The following is an 18485-nucleotide window of genomic DNA, read 5'->3' on the forward strand; positions in this document are numbered from 1 at the left end:
AAAGAAAGTTTCTTTTTAGGTAAGACGTTTCACTTAAAGGACACAAAGATTGGTGCGGTTAGACTACTAAGCAGTAAATTTACTTTTGCGTAAGTAGCTGAATACTGAACGAAGAAGAACCGCTGATTCTGAACAGCCTACCTATAAGGTTTTTGAAGCCTTATAGGTTTATTGGATGTCCCTTATCCTTCCAAGCCCATTTTTTCCAAAACAATACCGCTTACGCCAGTAGAAGAATACCCACCATCGTGAAACAGATTTTGCATGGTAACCATGCGGGTAAGGTCGGAGAAAAGGGTAATGCAATAGTTGGCACAATCTTCTGCAGTAGCATTGCCCAAGGGCGCAATGGCATTGGCATAATCAAAAAAGTCGCCAAAGCCTTTGATACCTGTGCCAGCGGTTGTTTTTGTAGGCGATTGGGATACCGTGTTTATGCGTACCTTCTTATCCAAGCCATAATGGTAGCCAAAGCTGCGGGCAATAGACTCCAGCATGGCTTTAATATCTGCCATATCTGTATAAAAAGGGTAGGTACGCTGTGCCGCCATATAAGTAAGGGCTACTACGCTGCCCCATTCGTTGATGGCATCTAACTTCTTGGCTACTGCCAGCATTTTGTGGAACGACAATGCAGACACATCAATGCCTTTTTGAAAAAACTCATAATTAGACTCGGTATAAGGTATTTTTTTGCGGATATTCACGCTCATTCCAATAGAATGCAGCACAAAATCTAGCTTGCCACCCAATACTTCCTGCGACTCAGTGAACAACTTAGTCAGGTCTTCTACGCTCGTAGCATCGGCAGGGATGATTTTCGAGTTTGTTTTTTCAGCCAATTTGTTTATTTCTCCCATCCGCATGGCAATTGGGGCATTGGTCAACACAAAGGTTGCACCTTCCTCATACGCTTTTTCAGCAACTTTCCAAGCAATAGAGTTTTCGTCTAGTGCGCCTGTTATAATCCCCCTTTTCCCTTTTAGTAAATTGTATGGCATAGCCTAAGATTAATAATTATTTGAAGCATCAAACATAATACTTAATTCTATAAAGCGTGCAGTTGCATTTTAGGCTAATCGCTTTTAAATTTTCATAAGCATTTCCAATATTGTATTTTATGTCAAATTTTTTTAAACGCTATTAGCCTGAGGCAAAAAGTTAGAAACGAGAAGCCAAAATCGCTACGGTAAAAAACTCATAATTGATAACTCCTTACTCTTACCTCTTTGCCCCTTTGCCTACTCATATTTCGCAGCCACCGTTATTTCCACGGCAGCAGCTATTACAGAACCAATATCTTTTCCTTTTATGCCATAGTCATTTAGCTTTATTTTAAAAGTACTTTTGGTATTCACTTTTCCTTTTTCTATAACCACTAAGCCAGCGGCTTTTGTTTTTTGGGTAACGCCCCTTATAGTGAGGTTGCCATCTACCATCACAGGGTAGGCACCGTCTTTTGCAAAGTTTACTGTGGCAATATTCACAATTGTGCCTTTAAATTCTGCTTTGGGGTACACATCGCTCTGCATGTATTCCTTACCATTGAAATGCTCCTGCATCAATTCATTTTCAAACTTAAAGCCTTTTATCAGCAGGCTGAACATAATTTGACCTTTGTCTGTCAGTTTGCTTTCGGCCTGGTTGTTTGTAGCTTCAATGTCTTCGGCTGCTGTGCTGGAAGCAAATTTTACCTGTGCCGACTTAGTCGAATATAGTTTTTGTGCCTGCAAGGCAATAGTAAATGCAAGGAAAAAACTGGCTATTAATATTAATTTTTTTATCATTCCACAACTGGTTTATTGTTTTGTAACAATGGCATCTATAATCACCACATCGCTTAAAAATCCTGTAACAATTCCTTTCACAGAAATAGTCGTGCCACCTTTTGCCTCTAGCAATTTATCGCCTTTTAAAGTACAAAACACATTGGAAAAGCTATCATCACTTTTTAAAGTTACAGTTGGTTTGCCATCCTGGTCTTTTTTTGCTTCCGTTACTTCACCTGTTACTTCTACGGCCTTGTTCAAATATTTTTTATTAGCAGCGGCTTCGTTTGCCTGAAATTCTTTTACTATATCTTTTGCTGTTACTACTATGGCCTGCTCGTCGGCAACGTCCCTTTTAAAATGGGTTGGCTTGTAGAATATAAAATACCATACGCCAATTAAGCCTATAACACCAGCTAGCAATACGCCAATAACAATCTTCTTCTTGTCCATTTTATTTATTCTTTTCTTGTTTAGAGTGCAAAAATAACTATTAGTGTGGGAAATGGGGCATTAACATTATCGAACTCACCCATATTATTACGAATTACAGTTAAAGAAGGTTGCTTTTATCCCCATCTATAGTTATGTCTTTTAGCTATTGCCTCCGAACGTTGTACCGCTTCAATTGTGCCAGGTTCTGGCCTTGGTTTTTTTGATGTTGTTTTCTTTTTTACAGAGGCAGTGGTTGCAACTACTTCTTTTTGTTGTTTTGTTGGCATATAGAAATTTTTTGTAATAATAATTGGAGTTTAGGTTTACAAAAATTTTTCGTAGTTAATGCTAAAAAGCATTCACCATGCCCATCGACTCCACAGCCATTTTAGCATTGTAGTCAAATGCTATTTGCTTGTAGTTTATCAAATCCACTATGGTGCCAATAAGGCACAAGCCGCCCGTAAACAAGTACAAAACGCCCATGCCTATTTGCCCTACCATAAAGCGTTGAATGCCCCCGGCAGCTACAAAACCAAGCACGCAACCTATTAAAATCACCTCCGATTTCTTTCTCTTGCCATTATAAACAGCTAAGAAGGTTTGTAGCTTGTCGTCAGTTAAATCTTTGGTAACAGCGTGTAAATAAGCAAGTTCCTCTGCCTCGATAGATGGGATAAGGTTAATGATTTTTGGCCTCATACAATTTTTTTTGGGTAAGTAATTGAATAATCCTATACAAGATAATAATTATTGCCAAAATTCCAAAGGGATGATGCAAAAAAGATTTTTTAAACTCCCCGTGCAGTGCATAGCGCATAGAGTGGCCAATGCCGCAACCCGGGCAATGGCTTAACCCAAGCCATTTGAAAAAACATAGGGAAGGTGCATTGGCATCTACTTTCATGAAATAAAGCACCACTAATGCCAATATAAAAAACAGCAGCTCCAAATGACGGGAGAACCATTTAATGGCTTGTTTCATGTTATAAAAATAATACTTAATGGCTACTTTCCAAAAGCACCCAAGTTGGTACTGAATATTTTCACGGCGATTGCCAGTAGTATCACCCCAAAAAACTTGCGGACGGCCAGTAACCCGGCTTCGCCCAATGCACGCTCGATGGGGTCTAGCAAAAGCAGCCCTATGTAAATGACAACAAGGTTGATTAGTATGCCCATGGTTATAATCCAGTCGTCATAGTTGGCTTTCAGGCTAATGATAGTGGTGAGCGTTCCGCTCCCTGCTATTAACGGGAAAGCAATGGGTACCATATTACTGGCCTGGGCATTTTTTTCGGCCTTGAATATTTCGTGCCCTAGTACCATTTCCAGCCCTACCAAAAAAATAACAATGGAACCACCAACGGCAAAAAACCTCACGTCTAGCCCAAGTATTTTAAGGAAGCCAGCCCCAAAAAATAAAAACAATACCATCAAAGCCCCCGATACCAGCGTGGCTAGCCACGCTTTGATGCCTCCTGATTTTTGCTTTATGGAAATTAAGGTGGGTATGGAGCCAACAATATCTATCACCGCAAAAAGGGTGAAGGTTACGGTAAGTATTTCGTTATAAGGACTGGTCATTGTTATTGTTTTAAGTTTTGTGTTTTAGGTTTTGTGTTTATCCAAGCATTTTATGTAGCCTTTGGATGATATGGCTATTAATTTAAAACTTAAAACACAAAATTTAAAACAACATTTAATCCCCGCATCTTTCAATGCCTGTTTTTGCCTTTTGATCCAACGAGTTTTTATATTCATGGTCTTTCATATCCAAGCATTTTTGGAAAAATGCTAGGGCTTCTTTTTTCTTTCCTTGGCGTTCATAAATCTCGCCTATTTGCAGTGCAGCTCTGGCTGCATAGTATTCACGCCTGTTTACGCCTATGCTTATGGCAGTGTTATAATATTGTATGGCTTCCTCGTTTTTGTGCATGTCGTCATAAATCCTGCCTAGCCTATATACATACTCCAATTTCTCTTCATCCGTTGCAAAGCTATTAATGCTTTTGCCGTTCAGTATTGCCAATGCTTCTGCATAATAGCCACCGTCTGACAGCATCCTCGATTTCAACAAAAGCATATTGGGCCAAATGCCGCTTTTGGCATCTTTCAAAGCCTGTTTGTCGGCATCGGTATCAGTTGCCCCTTTTTTTAGGATGTTTGCCCTAGCGTTTTCGGCGGCTCTTGTGTTGCCAGCCAAATAATAGCACCAACTTAGTTTTAGGTAAGTATCTTTTATATAAAACTTGCCTTTAAAACTTGCCAAATAACTTTCCAGGTATTTAGCTGCTTCCTGCACGTCTAGGTGGTAGAGTTTGATATAACCCATTTCATAATCCCAGATAGGCAGGTTGTAATATTCCGGCGACTTGTTCCTGTTGTTGATTATTTTTTCTGCCATCGCTAGCTGCTTGTCTGTGATGGCCAAATTGGCGGTCATGTATGCCAGCAGATAATTATTAACAAGGTCTAGTTTCTTGTTTTGTATAAATGTAAATACTTCCGGCTTTTTGTTTTCTATATTGTACAACAAATAGCAATAGATAAAAGCACTTTCGCTGCTCATTAGCTTTGCATAAGGGTCGCTGCTATTGGCAAAGCCTTTTAGCAATTTCATCCCTTCGTCTATGGACCCGCTAAGCCCCACAAAACTTGCAAAAAAAGAATAGCCGCTTGGTATGGTGGCAATAACGCTTTGCAGCCCACCATATATCAAATCGTTTGGGGCAAACGTGGGGAATATCTTTTTGTTTTCTTTTATCAACAGGAAGGCTTTGCGCACGTCCCAACTTGCCCGCCAGGTTTCTACAAACTTAATTTCGATAAATGCTTTTTGAAGATAGGCCATGCTGAGGCAATACCTATAAAAAGGGGAGTTTTGCTGCCCTTGCTCCAGCAGTTTTATGCGTTCTTCAATTTTTGGTTTCTTGATGGCATAGTCGGCCGCATCCTCACTAAAAAAAAGTGAGATTAGGTCAACATAACTATCTAAATAATAGGGGATAATGTTGTCAGGGTTTTGCTGCTTGGCTTTTTCTATCAAGGCTACGCCAGAAGCTACTTTTAGCTTAATAATTTCTTGGTAAGCCTGCTGGCAGGTGCTGTTAAACTCATATACTTTTTCGGCTTGTGCATGAGCAAACAAGCTGATAAGCAAAAAACAAAAGGTGCTGGTTATTTTGTTAATCATGCCTTGAAAATAAAAAAGAGCCACAAATTGCAGCTCTTTTATTAATTAAATTCTATGTGGTTATTCTTTTCAAAGAATTAATAATATTAAAAGCGATAGGTTTATTGGGTTTGCAAATTCTTAGCCAACTTTTCAAATACCTTAACGCTTAAAATTTATTTTACTTCTACGCTATCGTTCAAATCGGCGTCAATCAATATACGGCCACAGTTTTCGCAAACCACAATTTTCTTGTGCAGGCGTATTTCGCTTTGGCGTTGTGGGGGTATAGCATTGTAGCAACCGCCACAGGCATCCCTTTCCACAGGCACAACAGACAAACCATTGCGGTAGTTTTTGCGGATGCGGTCGTAGCTATACAGCAGCCTGTCTTCCACGCCAGCCCTTGCAGCCTCAGATAGTTTTACCAATGCCAATTCTTCTTTTTCTGTCTCGGCAATAATTTTTTCTAGCTCGCTTTTTTTATGGCCTAGTACGCCTTCCTTGGTAGCAATCTGTTTTTTTGATGCTTCTAATGCCTTGGCTTTTTCGCCTAGTTCTTCGTTAGCGTCTTTAATGTGCTTTTCTGCCAGTTTGTTTTCTAGCTGCATCATTTCTATTTCCTTGTTCAGGGCCTCGAACTCACGGCTGTTCTTTACGTTTTCGCTTTGCTTCTCGTATTTAGAAAGGGTGGATTCGCCTTCTTTTATCGCTTCTTTTTTGCTGTCGATAAACTCGGTTATGCCGTTTATTTCTTCTTCAATACGGGTACGGCGCGCGTGCAAACCCTGTATTTCATCTTCCAAATCGCTTACTTCAATGGGCAATTCGCCCCTCAGTACTTTTATTTGGTCTAGTTTAGTATCTACTTTCTGAAGCTTAATTAAGCCTACTAATTTTTCTTCAACTGAATAATCTTTTACTGCGGCCATTATATTTTATGCTTTTTTAGTCTATTATTAACCTCCTTAATACCTAATGCGTAACTAGTTTAACCTAATTTAAAATTCAAAATTCAAAATTTAAAATTTCTACACCCACAAAGCATTATAAAAAATAATGCACAGGATTGGTAACCACACCAGATTTTAGGACGGCAAAAGTAGGAAATTTAGGTTGTAAAATGCCAATTAATAAATCTACCGTATATTGCTCGCTTTCCCAGTGCCCAATATCGGCAATTACCAGCTTGTTTTCTGCATCAAAAAACTCGTGGTATTTCACATCGGCCGTTATGTAAAAGTCTGCATCAACGGCTATTGCCTTGCCAATTAAAAAACTGCCAGCCCCTCCGCAAATAGCCACTTTTGAAACATTTTTGCCCAATAATGGCGTGTGCCGTATGGCTTGCAGGCCAAATGCTTTTTTAATATGGGCAAGAAAATCAAGTTCCGGCATTTCTTCTGGCAGATGGCCAACCATGCCGCTGCCTACCTGCTTGTGTTCATTGGCAAGGGGTATAATATCGTAAGCCACTTCCTCATAAGGGTGCGCAGCTATTAAAACTTTAACAACTTGTTTTTGCATGTAAGCAGGAAAAATCATTTCCAGCTTTCTTTCCTGCTCCTCATGCCGCTGCCCTTTATCACCTATAAATGGGTTAGCAGCTTCGTTGGCCTTGTAAGTGCCTGTGCCTTCCGCTGAAAAACTCACTTCGCTATAATTGCCCATGATGCCAATGCCCGCATCAAACAGCGCCTTCCTTACTTGTTCCACATGGGCTATTGGTATGTATGTAATAAGCTTGGCCAGCAGGTTTGTTTTTGGCGATAGTATTTGTGTATTCACCAATCCCAGCGCATTGGCAATGGCATTGTTCACGCCCAGCAGCACATTGTCGGCATTGGTATGGATGGCATAAATGGCAATGTCGTTTTTTATGGCCGTAATAATGGCTTGCTCCACATAGTTTTTGCCATTTATTTTTTTCAGCCCACCAAAAACAATAGGGTGGTGCGCCACCACCATGTTGCAGCCATTGGCAACCGCTTCCAGCACCACGGCCTCGGTAGCATCCAAGGTGCACAATACGCCTGTGCAGGCCCAGCCAGCACTGCCCGTGATAAGGCCACAATTGTCGTAGCTTTCCTGGTAAGAAGGCGGGGCAAAATTTTCTAATGCTTGTATAATGGAGGCAATGGGTAGGTGCTGCATGATTGATGAAAAGGTTTAGTACTGATATGATTTTGCCAAAACGGAACTATATAAAGCGTACTAACCCAGTGCAATTTTAAGCAATTTGCCACGAAAGTACAAAGCTAAAAAGAGGCAGGGTGCGTAAAGGACACAAGGCCAGTTTTTTTGAGTATGTTGCAGTCTTAATAAATTGAAAATGCCAAGCACCATCCCGGGTAAACATTTCAACAATCCCCTAATTTCATAAATCCAAGTACAGGCAGATGGAAAAAAAATTTGAAATAGTAACGGATGTACTGCTTCAAGCATATAGCGAAGCAGTAGGTGCAGAATTGTTGAATAGATACAAACAATTGGAAGATAGCGAGCTAAGCATAGATACGTTCAGTTTTTACACTTCGGTATCGGCTGTATTTTCATCAAAAATAGAAGGCGAGCCGATAGAATTAGACAGCTATGTAAAGCATAAAAGATTTGGAATAGAATTTTTGCCAGACTACACTAGAAAAATAGATGACTTATACGATGCGTATCAATTTGCAAAAGCAAATCCTTGTAATAAAAAGAATATAGAAAAGGTACACAAAATTTTAACCCTTCATATTTTACCCAAAACTAAACAAGGAAAAGTACGAACAAGTAATATGTATGTAACTACCAGCGATGGAAGGATTGAATATGTGGCAGCACCGCCCGTTATCGTTGTTAAGGAAATGGACAAATTTTATACTGATTTAGCATACCTCCTTTCGGCCAAGCTAAGTGTTGCAGCCGTTTTTTACTATGCAGCCTTATTGCATTTGGTGTTTGTAAAAATCCATCCGTTTGATGATGGAAATGGAAGGGCATCGCGATTGATAGAAAAATGGTTTTTAGCAGAAAAATTGGGCGAAAAAGCTTGGCTTATCCAATCTGAAAAAAACTATTATGCAAACCACCAAACTTATTACAGGAATATACGCTTGTTGGGCTTGGAGTATGAAAATTTAGATTATGAAAAAGCAATACCTTTTTTGCTAATGCTTCCACAATCATTAATTTTTGAATAACGATTTATCCTATTGGTCTGTGAGGCATCGCATACTGAAAAAAAAGGGCGAATACGGTAGATGCGGCAGCGAACATTAATTGTTGGGGCTTGTGGGGTAGCGGGGAAGGCCAAGATATTGTAAATAGTACATTGGATATATTATAATTAAAGTCATATCGTTTATCCTAAACTATGTTTCTCTTTGCAAACAAAAAACCACTTTGTAAAATCAGTTATTATGTGCCATTCCCCATTATTTAAATAGCTTATGTTTTTAAGTTTCTTAGCAATATTTTTACTCTTTATTTACAACTTTGCCAAATTAGATTTTTTACTAAACGCACTTTTGCATATTCGCATTTAATAATTATCTTTATCCTATGACAGGTATAACACTAACTATAAAAGATGAAACTGTAGGAGGCAACATCATAAATAAAATAGATGTTTCTTTTGCAAGTGAATTAACTACAATTAAAGATATTATAGCGGCAAGAGTAAAAGCAGAAGTTGATTTGTACAATCAGCAATTACCTCTTTATTTCAAAGGTCTTGTTCAACCTAGTGATGCAGAAACAACCCTGAATGGGTATAAACTAAAGGATAAACGCAAAGTAGATACTGAAAAACAATGCTATATTGCTTTTGAAGCATTCTATAAAAATGCTTATTTTATACTTGTTGATAATATTCAGGCTGAAGCATTAGATCAAATGGTGGTAATTAACCCACAAACCAACATCAGTTTTATTAAACTAACTCCTTTGGTAGGAGGATAACCTTTTTATTTTATGGGCTTTTTTGATTTTTTAAAGAAGGCAGCACAAACAATACCACCTATTTTTTCTAGTACAGTGGCTGAAGAAATTATTGAGCAGGCTTATCGTGATTATAAGGACCAAAATATTAATTATTGGGACATTAAACCACATACATCTACTGCATTTACAGAAGGTTTATTAAAACTAAACGATAAACAAAAAGTAGCGTTTATTTTAGAAGCAGTAAAGCAGTGTCACAAGCTTAATAGCAATAGAACTAGTTGGAGTTCTCAGGATAAAAATTGGGTCATATATAATATTTGGAATGCTTATATGCAGCATTTGCTCCGAACCAAAATATTGATGGATGACGATGACATTACTACAATATTAGAAGCATTTGATAATTACAGCCTATACAGCTCTAAAAACGTATTACATTGGCCAGTTACACTTTTAATCACACAGATTGAGAGGCAGTGCAAGCAAGAACCCGCATCACCGATACTTATTAAAATATTGAACAATTTTAAAGAAGTAGTAAGGAAAAGTGGCAACAATTACAACCTAAAAGATACCATTAAGGTAATTGAAAAAATTGACAATATTATTTTCATTGCTTCTAACAATGAAACCACGGTGAAACCAACTTGGTTTATGGGTGATGACCCATTTGCTACTTATGCAAATGAGTACATTAAACAAATGCCTGAAGCCAAACAACAATTATGGTTTACATTAATGTTGCATAGTCAACGTGGCTCGGGCAGTAGCCCATCTGCAAAATTTTTGAATGAAACCCGACAAGCAGTAAAGGATTTGGGTGACGAAGCGTTTAAGCTACAAATGAATGAGTGGTTTCATTTTATTACTGCCTTGAAAGAAGAAATTACTGAACATGTAAATGTATATAATGGCAGGGAATATCGCCATCATTCTTCCCATTTTTTAGCATCCCCTAATATTGATATGATCAAGGGTTTTGTATGGATGTGCACCCCTTTCCACAATAAAACTACTTTACTGCATATTGCTCAATTAGCAGAGCGATGTTTTAGGAAAATACCAGGAAAAGGACCGGCAGCCGCTGCAATAGGGAATGCATGTATTTATGTGCTCGCCAATGTAAAAGGGCTAGATGGTGTTGGTCATCTATCAAGGTTAAGATTACGAATAAAACAAAATACAACCCAAGCCCTGATAGAGAAATACCTCAACAAAGCAGCAGCAGAACAAGGAGTAAGTATTCACGAAATAGAAGATTTGGCAGTAGATGACTACGGCCTAACAAATGCGGAGCGAAGTTGGGATTTTGATGGTTATACTGCCACATTACGCATAACCGGTTCTAACAAAACTACATTTAGTTGGTATAAGCCCGATGGTAGCTTGCAGAAAGCAGTACCAAGCTTTGTAAAAGAAAAACATGCCACTAAACTAAAAAAAGTAAAAGAACTTATTAAGCAGGTAGAACTTACTGTTTCCGCACAGAGAGATCGCATAGATCGCATGTTAAAAATAGACAGGACATTTACTTGGCAACAGTTTACAACCTTATATTTTAATCATGGGCTAATGCGCTATTTAACCAATAAGCTTATTTGGTCTTTTGAACAAGATGGGCAAAAGCAAGCTATTATTTTTTTAAATGAGAAATGGGTTCATCCACAAGGAGAATTAATGTTTGCGCCCAATGATAGTACTATTGTCAAATTATGGCATCCTGTATTTGAACCTATTGCTAATATACAAGCATGGCGAACCTTTTTGATAGAACAACAAATAATACAGCCTATAAAACAGGCGTTTAGGGAAGTATATTTACTAACTGATGCAGAAATCAATACCCGCACCTATAGCAATAGGATGGCGGCACATATTTTAAAACAACATCAGTTTAATTCCTTAGCCAAGTTGAGAGGTTGGAAGTATAGCTTAATGGGCGCTTATGACGATGGCAGGAGTAATGAATCTGCCAGTTTAATCCTGCCAGAAGTTAGCTTACGTGCAGAATATTGGATAAACGAAATAAATGCAGACGATGCTTTTAATGAAACAGGTATATGGCTATATATATCTACAGACCAAGTTAGGTTTGTAAATACAAGCACAAATGAAGTGGTTGCACTTATTGATGTGCCTCCACTTGTACTGAGTGAAGTGATGCGTGACGTAGATCTTTTTGTAGGGGTAGCAAGTGTAGGTAACGACCCAGCATGGCGAGACAATGGAGGTTTGCCTGCATATAGGGATTATTGGCAATCATATTCTTTTGGCGAACTAACCGAAGTCGCAAAAACGAGAAAGACTATCCTTGAGAGGTTGGTACCTCGACTAAAGATTGCTTCTGTGTGTAGTATACAGGATAAATTTTTAGTTGTTAAAGGGAAATTAAGAACTTATAAAATACATATTGGTAGTACCAATATATTAATGGAGCCCAATGATCAATACTTGTGCATTGTTCCAGATCGTTCATCTGCTGGTACCGCAACACCTAATAATGTTTTTCTTCCATTTGAGGGGGATAACGGCATTTCACTCATTATTAGTAAAGCATTATTATTAGCTGCAGATGACGCAATTACAGACACATCCATAACTTCACAGATAAAACGGAAATGATTGATACAGCTAGATATTTGTCGCAAATAGTAGTGCCTAATGTAGGTAGCAAAGGACAGCAGGCAATACAGCAAGCGAAAATATTAGTTGTAGGTGCAGGAGGTTTGGGCTGTCCGGTAATTACTTATCTTACAGCTATGGGCATTGGCATAATTGGCATTGTAGATGACGATATTGTAAGAATAGGGAATCTACATCGACAGGTTTTATATTCGGAAGTGCAAGTAGGGCAATTAAAGGTATTTGCAGCAAAAGAAAAATTAAATGCACAAAATGCAACTGTGAACATTTTACCTTTTAATACGCGGCTCACCCAAGAAAATGCCGCAGCCTTGATTGAGCCATTTGACATAATAATTGACTGCACTGATAACACTCCCACTCGGTATATAATAGATGAGGTTACGTACAATTTACAGAAGCCTTGGGTATATGCGGCTGTATTACAACAAGAAGGGCAAGTCGCCGTATTTAACTACCAAAACGGTCTAAGATACAGCCATGTATTTGCGGATGAAAGCGTTTTTGCTAAACAAGATAATTGTGCTATTGCTGGAATCATGGGGTATACTACAGGTATTGTAGGCTGCTTACAAGTAAATGAAACCATTAAAATAATATTAGGAAGTAATAATACGCTTAATGGCTTTGTATTATCTATTGACTTGCAAACGCTAGTGATGCGTAAATGGAAGATTAAACATTAAGTTAAGAATTGCCTCAGCTAGCGCACGTTACAAAAAAATGATGCTACCGCACGTCTTTAACGTAAGGGTTCGCTTAGGTCATTTACAAATTGCAGGAGGGCTAAAAATCAAAGGCTTTACAAAGTCTCGCTGTCCCTCCTGTCTCCCATCATGGGGGCATTTTGGGCTACTCATGGGGGAAATATGCCCCCATATAGGATTTTGCTTTTTTATTATCGCTCCATCAATGCTAATTTTAGGGTTAATGGACAAAATAGTTGGTAAAATTCCCTGTAATTGAAGCTATAACTGTGTTATAGGCAATTAAAGCCTTTCAGGTAAAATATTGAGTACTAAAACTCCATGTGAAATGCAATGTAGGCAAGGGTTTTATGAGTTTTTTTAAGGCATTGGAACTCGGAAAGTATCAACTATTTTGTCCATTACGCCTAATTTTACAATAAACCAGCCTTGCCCTAGTGTAGGAATTGACCATTAAATAGTTTCTAATAGATTGGTCAAACGAGGCATTTATTATAAAGCAACTTGTTTTTTGTCGGGGGGTAGCTCCCCCTCGCCTTTTCCTGCTCCCTCTCCCCTTGGAGAGGGCTGGGGTGAGGTCGGGGTTGGGGGTGCAGGTCTAACCCCGTTGCTTAGCCAAGTGTGGTTATTTTTAACATCGAAATTAAAAAGTTATAATATGTTATTTTTACGCAAAAAGTAAGCAGAAAGTATGCACCTTTTATGCATAAAGTAAGCACAAAATACGCAAAAAGTAAGCATAAAATACGCACCAAATACGCATACTTAAAAACACAAAAACACTGATTTTCAATGAGTTATATGCCAGGAAGGCCTAAAAATTAAAATCCGGGTAAAAATGCCATGCCAAATAAAGGGGGCAATGCCCCAAAAAGGGTGAAAAAAGTTGTCCACTTTATTTCTAATAGGGCGGGCTCAAAAAAAGCAGCCTACTTTCACACCGCACCCTAAAAACATGGTTCATAAAAAAGGATATAATGCTAGTTTCATGAAAGTGCATCTGTTTCCATACCATCAATTTTCCTAGTGGTTAGTGTTCCATTAACCACTAGGAAAAGGTATTTTAAATTTTATAAAATGTTAAATTAAGGGTTAGCTTTGTGAAGGATAAGCGCTATATGCAATAAATGAAACGGGAAGTGCCAAGCGGTAAATACACGCCCGATTTTTATATAAGAAATTTATCTTGGGCACAATGCACAAATGGTTAACGATTGCTTTTATTATCTTCTTTTTTGTACAGCCTGTACATACAATTGCGCAGCCTCAATGCAATATCAAGCATTTTTCTACAGCTAATGGCCTTTCAGACAATAGGGTCATGTACATCATTAAAGACCATGAAGGGTTTATGTGGATGGGTACTTGGGCGGGCATTAACAGGTTTGATGGGCAAAACTTTACAACTTTCAAATCTTATCCCGGCGACCAATCTGAATTAAAAAGCAACCGAATAGATTTCATTGTGGAAGATAAGCTAGGGTTTCTTTGGTTAAAAGCATATGACAAGCAAGTTTATCGGTTTGATAAGAAAACAGGGGTTTTCCTCTCTGTTTCCAAGCGGATGCAAACCGAAAATGGTGGGGATGGCAGCGTGGAAAAGATAATGCCGCTTCAAAACAATGAAATGGCCATAACCACTAAAAAGCAAGGGTTTTATTTGGTTGCTGCCCTCCAATCAGATAGCTTGGTTTGCAAGCGTTTCTCAAAAGCGGAAAGAGGTGAGCGGAAACTGCCGTCGGATAGTATTACATGTTTTTTTCAGGACAGCTACGCTAGGTTGTGGTTGGCTACCAACCTTGGGCTTAGTTGTTTTAAACGAGGTGAAAATGGCGAATATGAAAAAGTAAGCATTTTAAACACGCTGCAAAATGCAGGTGTAACTTGCATCAATGAAAGTGCAGGTATTATATGGTTTGGCACAAAGGATGGCAAATTGATAAGCCTTGATAAAGCTTCTGGAAAAATTGCCTCATACAATGCTAGCAATTCACAAATAAATGCACTAAAAGGCTCTGCAAACAATAAGGATTTATACCTTTCTACCGCTGCGGGTGAAGTGATAACCTATACTTATGCTACCTCAAAACTCTTTACAATTGGGGTTTTGCCAGGTATAGAATTGCTGTCTATTTACGAAGATCATCGTGGGATGCTTTGGGTTGAACCTAAAAAGGAAGGCGTGGTTTTATTTAATCCACAACAGAAAACGGTTAAACATTTCATACAGCACAATTATTCTTACTACCTGCAAGAGGACGAGAAATACCATGTTTTTGAAGATTCCAAAGGAATGGTATGGGTAAATATGAAAGGCTGCGGGTTTGGGTATTATGATGTAGCAAATGCTACATTCAAATCATTCTTCAACGAGCAAGATTCTTCTGAAAAGAAGTTTTCTAATATGGTGGTTGGAGATTATTTCGACCCTGATGGCATATTGTGGCTTGCGAGCGACGAGGGTGGGCTCGAAAAAATTGTGTTCCCTTCCAACCACTTTAACCATGCAAAACTAACAGCAAAAGCTACCCGCAAAGCAGAAAATGAAGTGAGGGGGCTTTATTCCGATAAAGAAGGCCGGGTATGGATTACAGTAAAGTCGAAGGAAATTTATTTGTTAGAGAATGGCAGCATCAAGCGGTGGCCGCTTTTAGAGAACCTGCTTCCAAAGGTGGGTGATGGAGGGGTATATGCAATAGGTGGGGTGTACACAGTAGGGGGTGTATATGCTATTTTAGAAGACAGAAAAGGTAATATTTGGTTTGGCACAAAAGGGGCAGGCCTTTTTAAAGCTACACCTTTAGATGCAAAAAAAACAAATTATCAAATTACGCATTTTGTGGCCGATGCCAAGAACCCTTATGCTATCAGTAGCAATTTGATTTATTCCTTGCTGGAAGATAAACTAGGCAGGATTTGGGTAGGTACTTATGGGGGTGGGGTAAATTTGATTGATGAGGAAGGGGCAGGGGTTAAATTTTATAACAGAGAGAATGTATTTAAAAAATACCCAGTAAATGCCTGTGGCAGGGTAAGGCGCTTGGCTTGTGACAATGTTGGCCGTATTTGGATAGGCACTACCGAAGGCTTGCTTTTATTCGACCCTATGCAGCCAAATTTTTTTAATTCGCCCTTTGTGCGTTACAATAAAATACCGGGTAAAAAAGAAAGCCTAGGGGGCAACGATATTCAATTTATTTACAAAGACCACAAAAATACCATGTGGGTGCTTACTTCCTCTGGTGGCTTGAACAAGGCCGTCATAAACAACCCTATGCAATCGCTTAGTTTTATAAACTATTCCGTAAAAGATGGCTTGCCCAGCGATTATTTATTAAGCTGCATAGAGGATAGCAAAGGGTTCCTTTGGATTGCTACTTTAAATGGGCTTGCACGTTTTAACCTTGCTACGGGTATATTCAGGAACTTTGATGCCGATGTATTGCCAGACGTTAATTTTTCTGAAGCTTCTTGCACTGCCACCCAGGCGGGTGAGTTTATTTTTGGCACAACAACTGGTTATTTGCAGTTTAACCCACTTACCATTGTTGACCATAAGATTAATGCCAACATTGCTCTTACAAACCTCCAGATAAACAACCAGGATGTATTTCCCGGAGAGCAGTCTTCCCCTTTGCGTTATTCAGTGAACAATACCGATAAAATTACCTTGCATTATAATGAAAATGTGGTTAGTATCGACTATGCAGTGCTAGATTATCGTTCTGAAGTTAAAGAGTCATATTCTTTTCGTTTAATTGGGCTTGATTCGGCATGGAGAAACAACAAAGCCCAAAGAAGGGCTACTTACACCAACCTTTCACCAGGAGATTATACCTTTCAGGTAAGAGCTGATAATGGCGAAGTGTATAGCAATGCGCCTGTAAAGTCTATTGCCATAATCATATTGCCACCCCCGTGGAAAACATGGTGGGCTTACCTTATTTATGCTGCATTGTCTATCATTGTGTTAGGGGCAATCAGGAAATATGCGCTTGACATGTTGAAGCTAAGGCAACGGATTATTATTGACCAAAAGCTAGCTGATGTGCGATTGGCTTTTTTTACGAATATATCACACGAATTGCGCACGCCGCTTACATTAATATTGAACCCGCTGGAAGAAATATCAAAAAAGGAAAGTTTATCTTATCAGGGAAGCCAAAACTTAAACTTGGTGCGGAAAAATGCCCAACGGATGAAGCGGTTTATTAACCAGCTTTTGGATTTGCGGAAAATAGAAAGCGGGAAATCTACTTTAACACTAAGTAATGTAGAGTTGGTTGCTTTTGTAAAAAGGGTAGCTACTTATTTTGCTGAAGTAGCTGAAAGGAAACAAATCACTTTGAAGGTAGAACCGCAGGACAGGCAGCTATTTGCATGGATAGATGCAGAAAAAATGGACATTGTTATTTATAATATCTTGGGCAATGCATTCAAGTTTACCCCTAACGGGAAAAATATTTATGTTAAAATAAGATATATAGAGGCGAATGCTGCTGTAATAATAGAAATAATTGATGAGGGCGTAGGGGTGGCCGCCAATGAATTGAGTGATATTTTTAATTTGTATTATGAAGGGCAGCACAAAGAAAGCAATGGTTTAAAAGGCACAGGTATAGGGCTGGCACTTTCAAAAGAGATAGTACAATTGCACCATGGAACAATTTCTGCTAAAAATAATATTAGTAATAGTGCTGGGTTGGCAGTGAAAATTGAACTCAAGCAAGGGAAAGCACATTTTGAAAAGGATAAGGTAAACTTCATGGATACCATCCCCGAATTTGAAAAAGCTGTGTTTAGTGGGCAGCTTCAGGAAAATAGCAATAGCGAAGGTAGCGACCTAGAAAATAAAGATTTGCCATTGCTGTTGCTTGTGGAAGACAATTCAGACCTGCGGTCATTCCTGAAAATACAATTGGGTAGTAATTATAGGGTAGAAGCGGCAGAAAATGGCCTGGAAGGCCTGGAAAAAGCATTGGCATTGTTGCCCGATGTCGTTTTAAGTGATGTGATGATGCCAGTGATGGACGGCATTCAAATGCTGGATAGGCTAAAGAATAACCCTGCTACCAGCCATATACCTGTTGTTTTGTTATCTGCCAAGTTTTCTGTAGAAAGTCAAATTGAAGGGCTGAACTATGGTGCAGACCATTATATTGCCAAGCCCTTTCAAAATGAGTATTTAATTGCTTCGTTGAACAACCTGATATTACAGCGCAAAAGATTGTTCGAGTCGATCTTAAAAGGGAAAAAGGAAATAGATATTAGTCCATCATCTATCACTATTACTTCCAATGATGAACAATTCCTTCAAAAAGTAATCGGTATTGTAGAAGAGAAGATGGCTGATACCCAGTTTAACATAGATGTAGTTGCTGACTCGATGAATATGAGCCGCTCACCATTTTATAAGAAATTAAAAAGCCTCAGCGGCCTTAGCCCAGTAGAATTTGTAAAAGAAATAAGGCTGAAGCGCAGCCTCCAATATTTAGATGCGGGCGAGCATAACATAGCCACCATTACCTACGAGGTTGGTTTCAATAGTACAAAGTACTTTAGCACTTGTTTCAAACAACGCTTTGGTCAAAGCCCATCAGATTATATTAAAGCGAATAACAAAGCTGTTTCTTAGTTATGTGCAGACGCTTTCATCAATCTTAGCTCGTCAGCCGCACCCCTGCTTGTGCCTTACAAAAAAGGCTTTAAAAGAATAAAATAACCTATGTCCCCCTCTCTTTTTTCTTTATATTTAGGCTATATGCCTACTGTGGTGGCGAGTGGGAAGAATTAAATTAATATATAACAAAAGGCATACAGAAGAAT

General features: G+C 38.8%; 15 protein-coding genes. 5 read left to right on the forward strand and 10 right to left on the reverse strand.

From position 1 onward, the window contains the following. Window positions 1-182: 182 nt before the first annotated feature. The 10 genes from ACHFIY_RS01880 to ACHFIY_RS01925 all read right to left on the reverse strand — a co-directional run bounded on the left by ACHFIY_RS01880 (window position 183) and on the right by ACHFIY_RS01925 (window position 7533). Window positions 183-1001, reverse strand: a complete 819-nt coding sequence (locus ACHFIY_RS01880) for an enoyl-ACP reductase FabI (RefSeq protein WP_410844347.1) — start codon at window positions 999-1001, stop codon at window positions 183-185. Window positions 1002-1241: 240 nt separating this feature from the next. Continuing rightward, window positions 1242-1787 carry a YceI family protein gene (locus ACHFIY_RS01885; RefSeq protein WP_410844348.1) on the reverse strand — a complete coding sequence of 182 codons (546 nt, stop codon included), beginning with the start codon at window positions 1785-1787 and terminating at the stop codon, window positions 1242-1244. Window positions 1788-1799: 12 nt separating this feature from the next. Beyond that, window positions 1800-2222, reverse strand: a complete 423-nt coding sequence (locus ACHFIY_RS01890) for an OB-fold protein (RefSeq protein WP_410844349.1) — start codon at window positions 2220-2222, stop codon at window positions 1800-1802. A gap of 116 nt (window positions 2223-2338) precedes the next feature. Then, window positions 2339-2491 carry a hypothetical protein gene (locus tag ACHFIY_RS01895; RefSeq protein WP_410844350.1) on the reverse strand — a complete coding sequence of 51 codons (153 nt, stop codon included), beginning with the start codon at window positions 2489-2491 and terminating at the stop codon, window positions 2339-2341. Between the two features lie 61 nt (window positions 2492-2552). Then, on the reverse strand, window positions 2553-2906 hold the full coding sequence (locus ACHFIY_RS01900; protein WP_410844351.1) for a TM2 domain-containing protein: 354 nt from the start codon (window positions 2904-2906) through the stop codon (window positions 2553-2555). After that, window positions 2887-3189, reverse strand: coding sequence for a DUF2752 domain-containing protein (locus ACHFIY_RS01905; protein WP_410844352.1), 303 nt, complete (start codon window positions 3187-3189; stop codon window positions 2887-2889). Before ACHFIY_RS01905 ends, ACHFIY_RS01900 begins: the two co-directional genes overlap by 20 nt. A 23-nt stretch (window positions 3190-3212) precedes the next feature. Then, a complete protein-coding gene (locus ACHFIY_RS01910) occupies window positions 3213-3791 on the reverse strand; it encodes a MarC family protein (RefSeq protein WP_410844353.1) in 579 nt (192 codons plus the stop codon). A 115-nt stretch (window positions 3792-3906) separates the two neighbouring features. Continuing rightward, on the reverse strand, window positions 3907-5400 hold the full coding sequence (locus ACHFIY_RS01915) for a tetratricopeptide repeat protein (RefSeq protein ID WP_410844354.1): 1494 nt from the start codon (window positions 5398-5400) through the stop codon (window positions 3907-3909). A 155-nt stretch (window positions 5401-5555) separates the two neighbouring features. Continuing rightward, complete coding sequence (locus ACHFIY_RS01920; RefSeq protein WP_410844355.1) at window positions 5556-6311, reverse strand: zinc ribbon domain-containing protein; 756 nt, start codon at window positions 6309-6311, stop codon at window positions 5556-5558. A gap of 115 nt (window positions 6312-6426) precedes the next feature. Continuing rightward, entirely contained in the window at window positions 6427-7533 is a 1107-nt protein-coding gene (locus ACHFIY_RS01925) for a Nif3-like dinuclear metal center hexameric protein (RefSeq protein ID WP_410844356.1), read from the reverse strand. Window positions 7534-7778: 245 nt separating this feature from the next. Between ACHFIY_RS01925 and ACHFIY_RS01930 the strand changes: the two genes are divergently transcribed. From ACHFIY_RS01930 to ACHFIY_RS01950, 5 genes are all read left to right on the forward strand, one after another. Next, entirely contained in the window at window positions 7779-8564 is a 786-nt protein-coding gene (locus ACHFIY_RS01930; RefSeq protein ID WP_410844357.1) for a Fic family protein, read from the forward strand. Between the two features lie 361 nt (window positions 8565-8925). Continuing rightward, window positions 8926-9324, forward strand: a complete 399-nt coding sequence (locus tag ACHFIY_RS01935) for a hypothetical protein (RefSeq protein WP_410844358.1) — start codon at window positions 8926-8928, stop codon at window positions 9322-9324. Between the two features lie 12 nt (window positions 9325-9336). Then, window positions 9337-11931, forward strand: coding sequence for a DUF4132 domain-containing protein (locus tag ACHFIY_RS01940; RefSeq protein WP_410844359.1), 2595 nt, complete (start codon window positions 9337-9339; stop codon window positions 11929-11931). Continuing rightward, the gene (locus tag ACHFIY_RS01945; protein WP_410844360.1) at window positions 11928-12638 is read left to right on the forward strand and encodes a HesA/MoeB/ThiF family protein; all 711 of its coding nucleotides are present in this window, start codon (window positions 11928-11930) and stop codon (window positions 12636-12638) included. Before ACHFIY_RS01940 ends, ACHFIY_RS01945 begins: the two co-directional genes overlap by 4 nt. Before the next feature lie 1216 nt (window positions 12639-13854). Then, on the forward strand, window positions 13855-18294 hold the full coding sequence (locus tag ACHFIY_RS01950) for a hybrid sensor histidine kinase/response regulator transcription factor (protein ID WP_410844361.1): 4440 nt from the start codon (window positions 13855-13857) through the stop codon (window positions 18292-18294). Window positions 18295-18485: the final 191 nt, after the last annotated feature.

The organism is Parasediminibacterium schistidii (genome assembly GCF_046546515.1).
Lineage (GTDB): Bacteria > Bacteroidota > Bacteroidia > Chitinophagales > Chitinophagaceae > Parasediminibacterium.

What these genes read in the sequence shown, in the direction of transcription:
- ACHFIY_RS01880 (WP_410844347.1), bottom strand. Translation starts at nt 1,001, where the DNA reads ATGCCATACAATTTACTAAAAGGGAAAAGGGGGATTATAACAGGCGCA.
- ACHFIY_RS01885 (WP_410844348.1), bottom strand. Translation starts at nt 1,787, where the DNA reads ATGATAAAAAAATTAATATTAATAGCCAGTTTTTTCCTTGCATTTACT.
- ACHFIY_RS01890 (WP_410844349.1), bottom strand. Translation starts at nt 2,222, where the DNA reads ATGGACAAGAAGAAGATTGTTATTGGCGTATTGCTAGCTGGTGTTATA.
- ACHFIY_RS01895 (WP_410844350.1), bottom strand. Translation starts at nt 2,491, where the DNA reads ATGCCAACAAAACAACAAAAAGAAGTAGTTGCAACCACTGCCTCTGTA.
- ACHFIY_RS01900 (WP_410844351.1), bottom strand. Translation starts at nt 2,906, where the DNA reads ATGAGGCCAAAAATCATTAACCTTATCCCATCTATCGAGGCAGAGGAA.
- ACHFIY_RS01905 (WP_410844352.1), bottom strand. Translation starts at nt 3,189, where the DNA reads ATGAAACAAGCCATTAAATGGTTCTCCCGTCATTTGGAGCTGCTGTTT.
- ACHFIY_RS01910 (WP_410844353.1), bottom strand. Translation starts at nt 3,791, where the DNA reads ATGACCAGTCCTTATAACGAAATACTTACCGTAACCTTCACCCTTTTT.
- ACHFIY_RS01915 (WP_410844354.1), bottom strand. Translation starts at nt 5,400, where the DNA reads ATGATTAACAAAATAACCAGCACCTTTTGTTTTTTGCTTATCAGCTTG.
- ACHFIY_RS01920 (WP_410844355.1), bottom strand. Translation starts at nt 6,311, where the DNA reads ATGGCCGCAGTAAAAGATTATTCAGTTGAAGAAAAATTAGTAGGCTTA.
- ACHFIY_RS01925 (WP_410844356.1), bottom strand. Translation starts at nt 7,533, where the DNA reads ATGCAGCACCTACCCATTGCCTCCATTATACAAGCATTAGAAAATTTT.
- ACHFIY_RS01930 (WP_410844357.1), top strand. Translation starts at nt 7,779, where the DNA reads ATGGAAAAAAAATTTGAAATAGTAACGGATGTACTGCTTCAAGCATAT.
- ACHFIY_RS01935 (WP_410844358.1), top strand. Translation starts at nt 8,926, where the DNA reads ATGACAGGTATAACACTAACTATAAAAGATGAAACTGTAGGAGGCAAC.
- ACHFIY_RS01940 (WP_410844359.1), top strand. Translation starts at nt 9,337, where the DNA reads ATGGGCTTTTTTGATTTTTTAAAGAAGGCAGCACAAACAATACCACCT.
- ACHFIY_RS01945 (WP_410844360.1), top strand. Translation starts at nt 11,928, where the DNA reads ATGATTGATACAGCTAGATATTTGTCGCAAATAGTAGTGCCTAATGTA.
- ACHFIY_RS01950 (WP_410844361.1), top strand. Translation starts at nt 13,855, where the DNA reads ATGCACAAATGGTTAACGATTGCTTTTATTATCTTCTTTTTTGTACAG.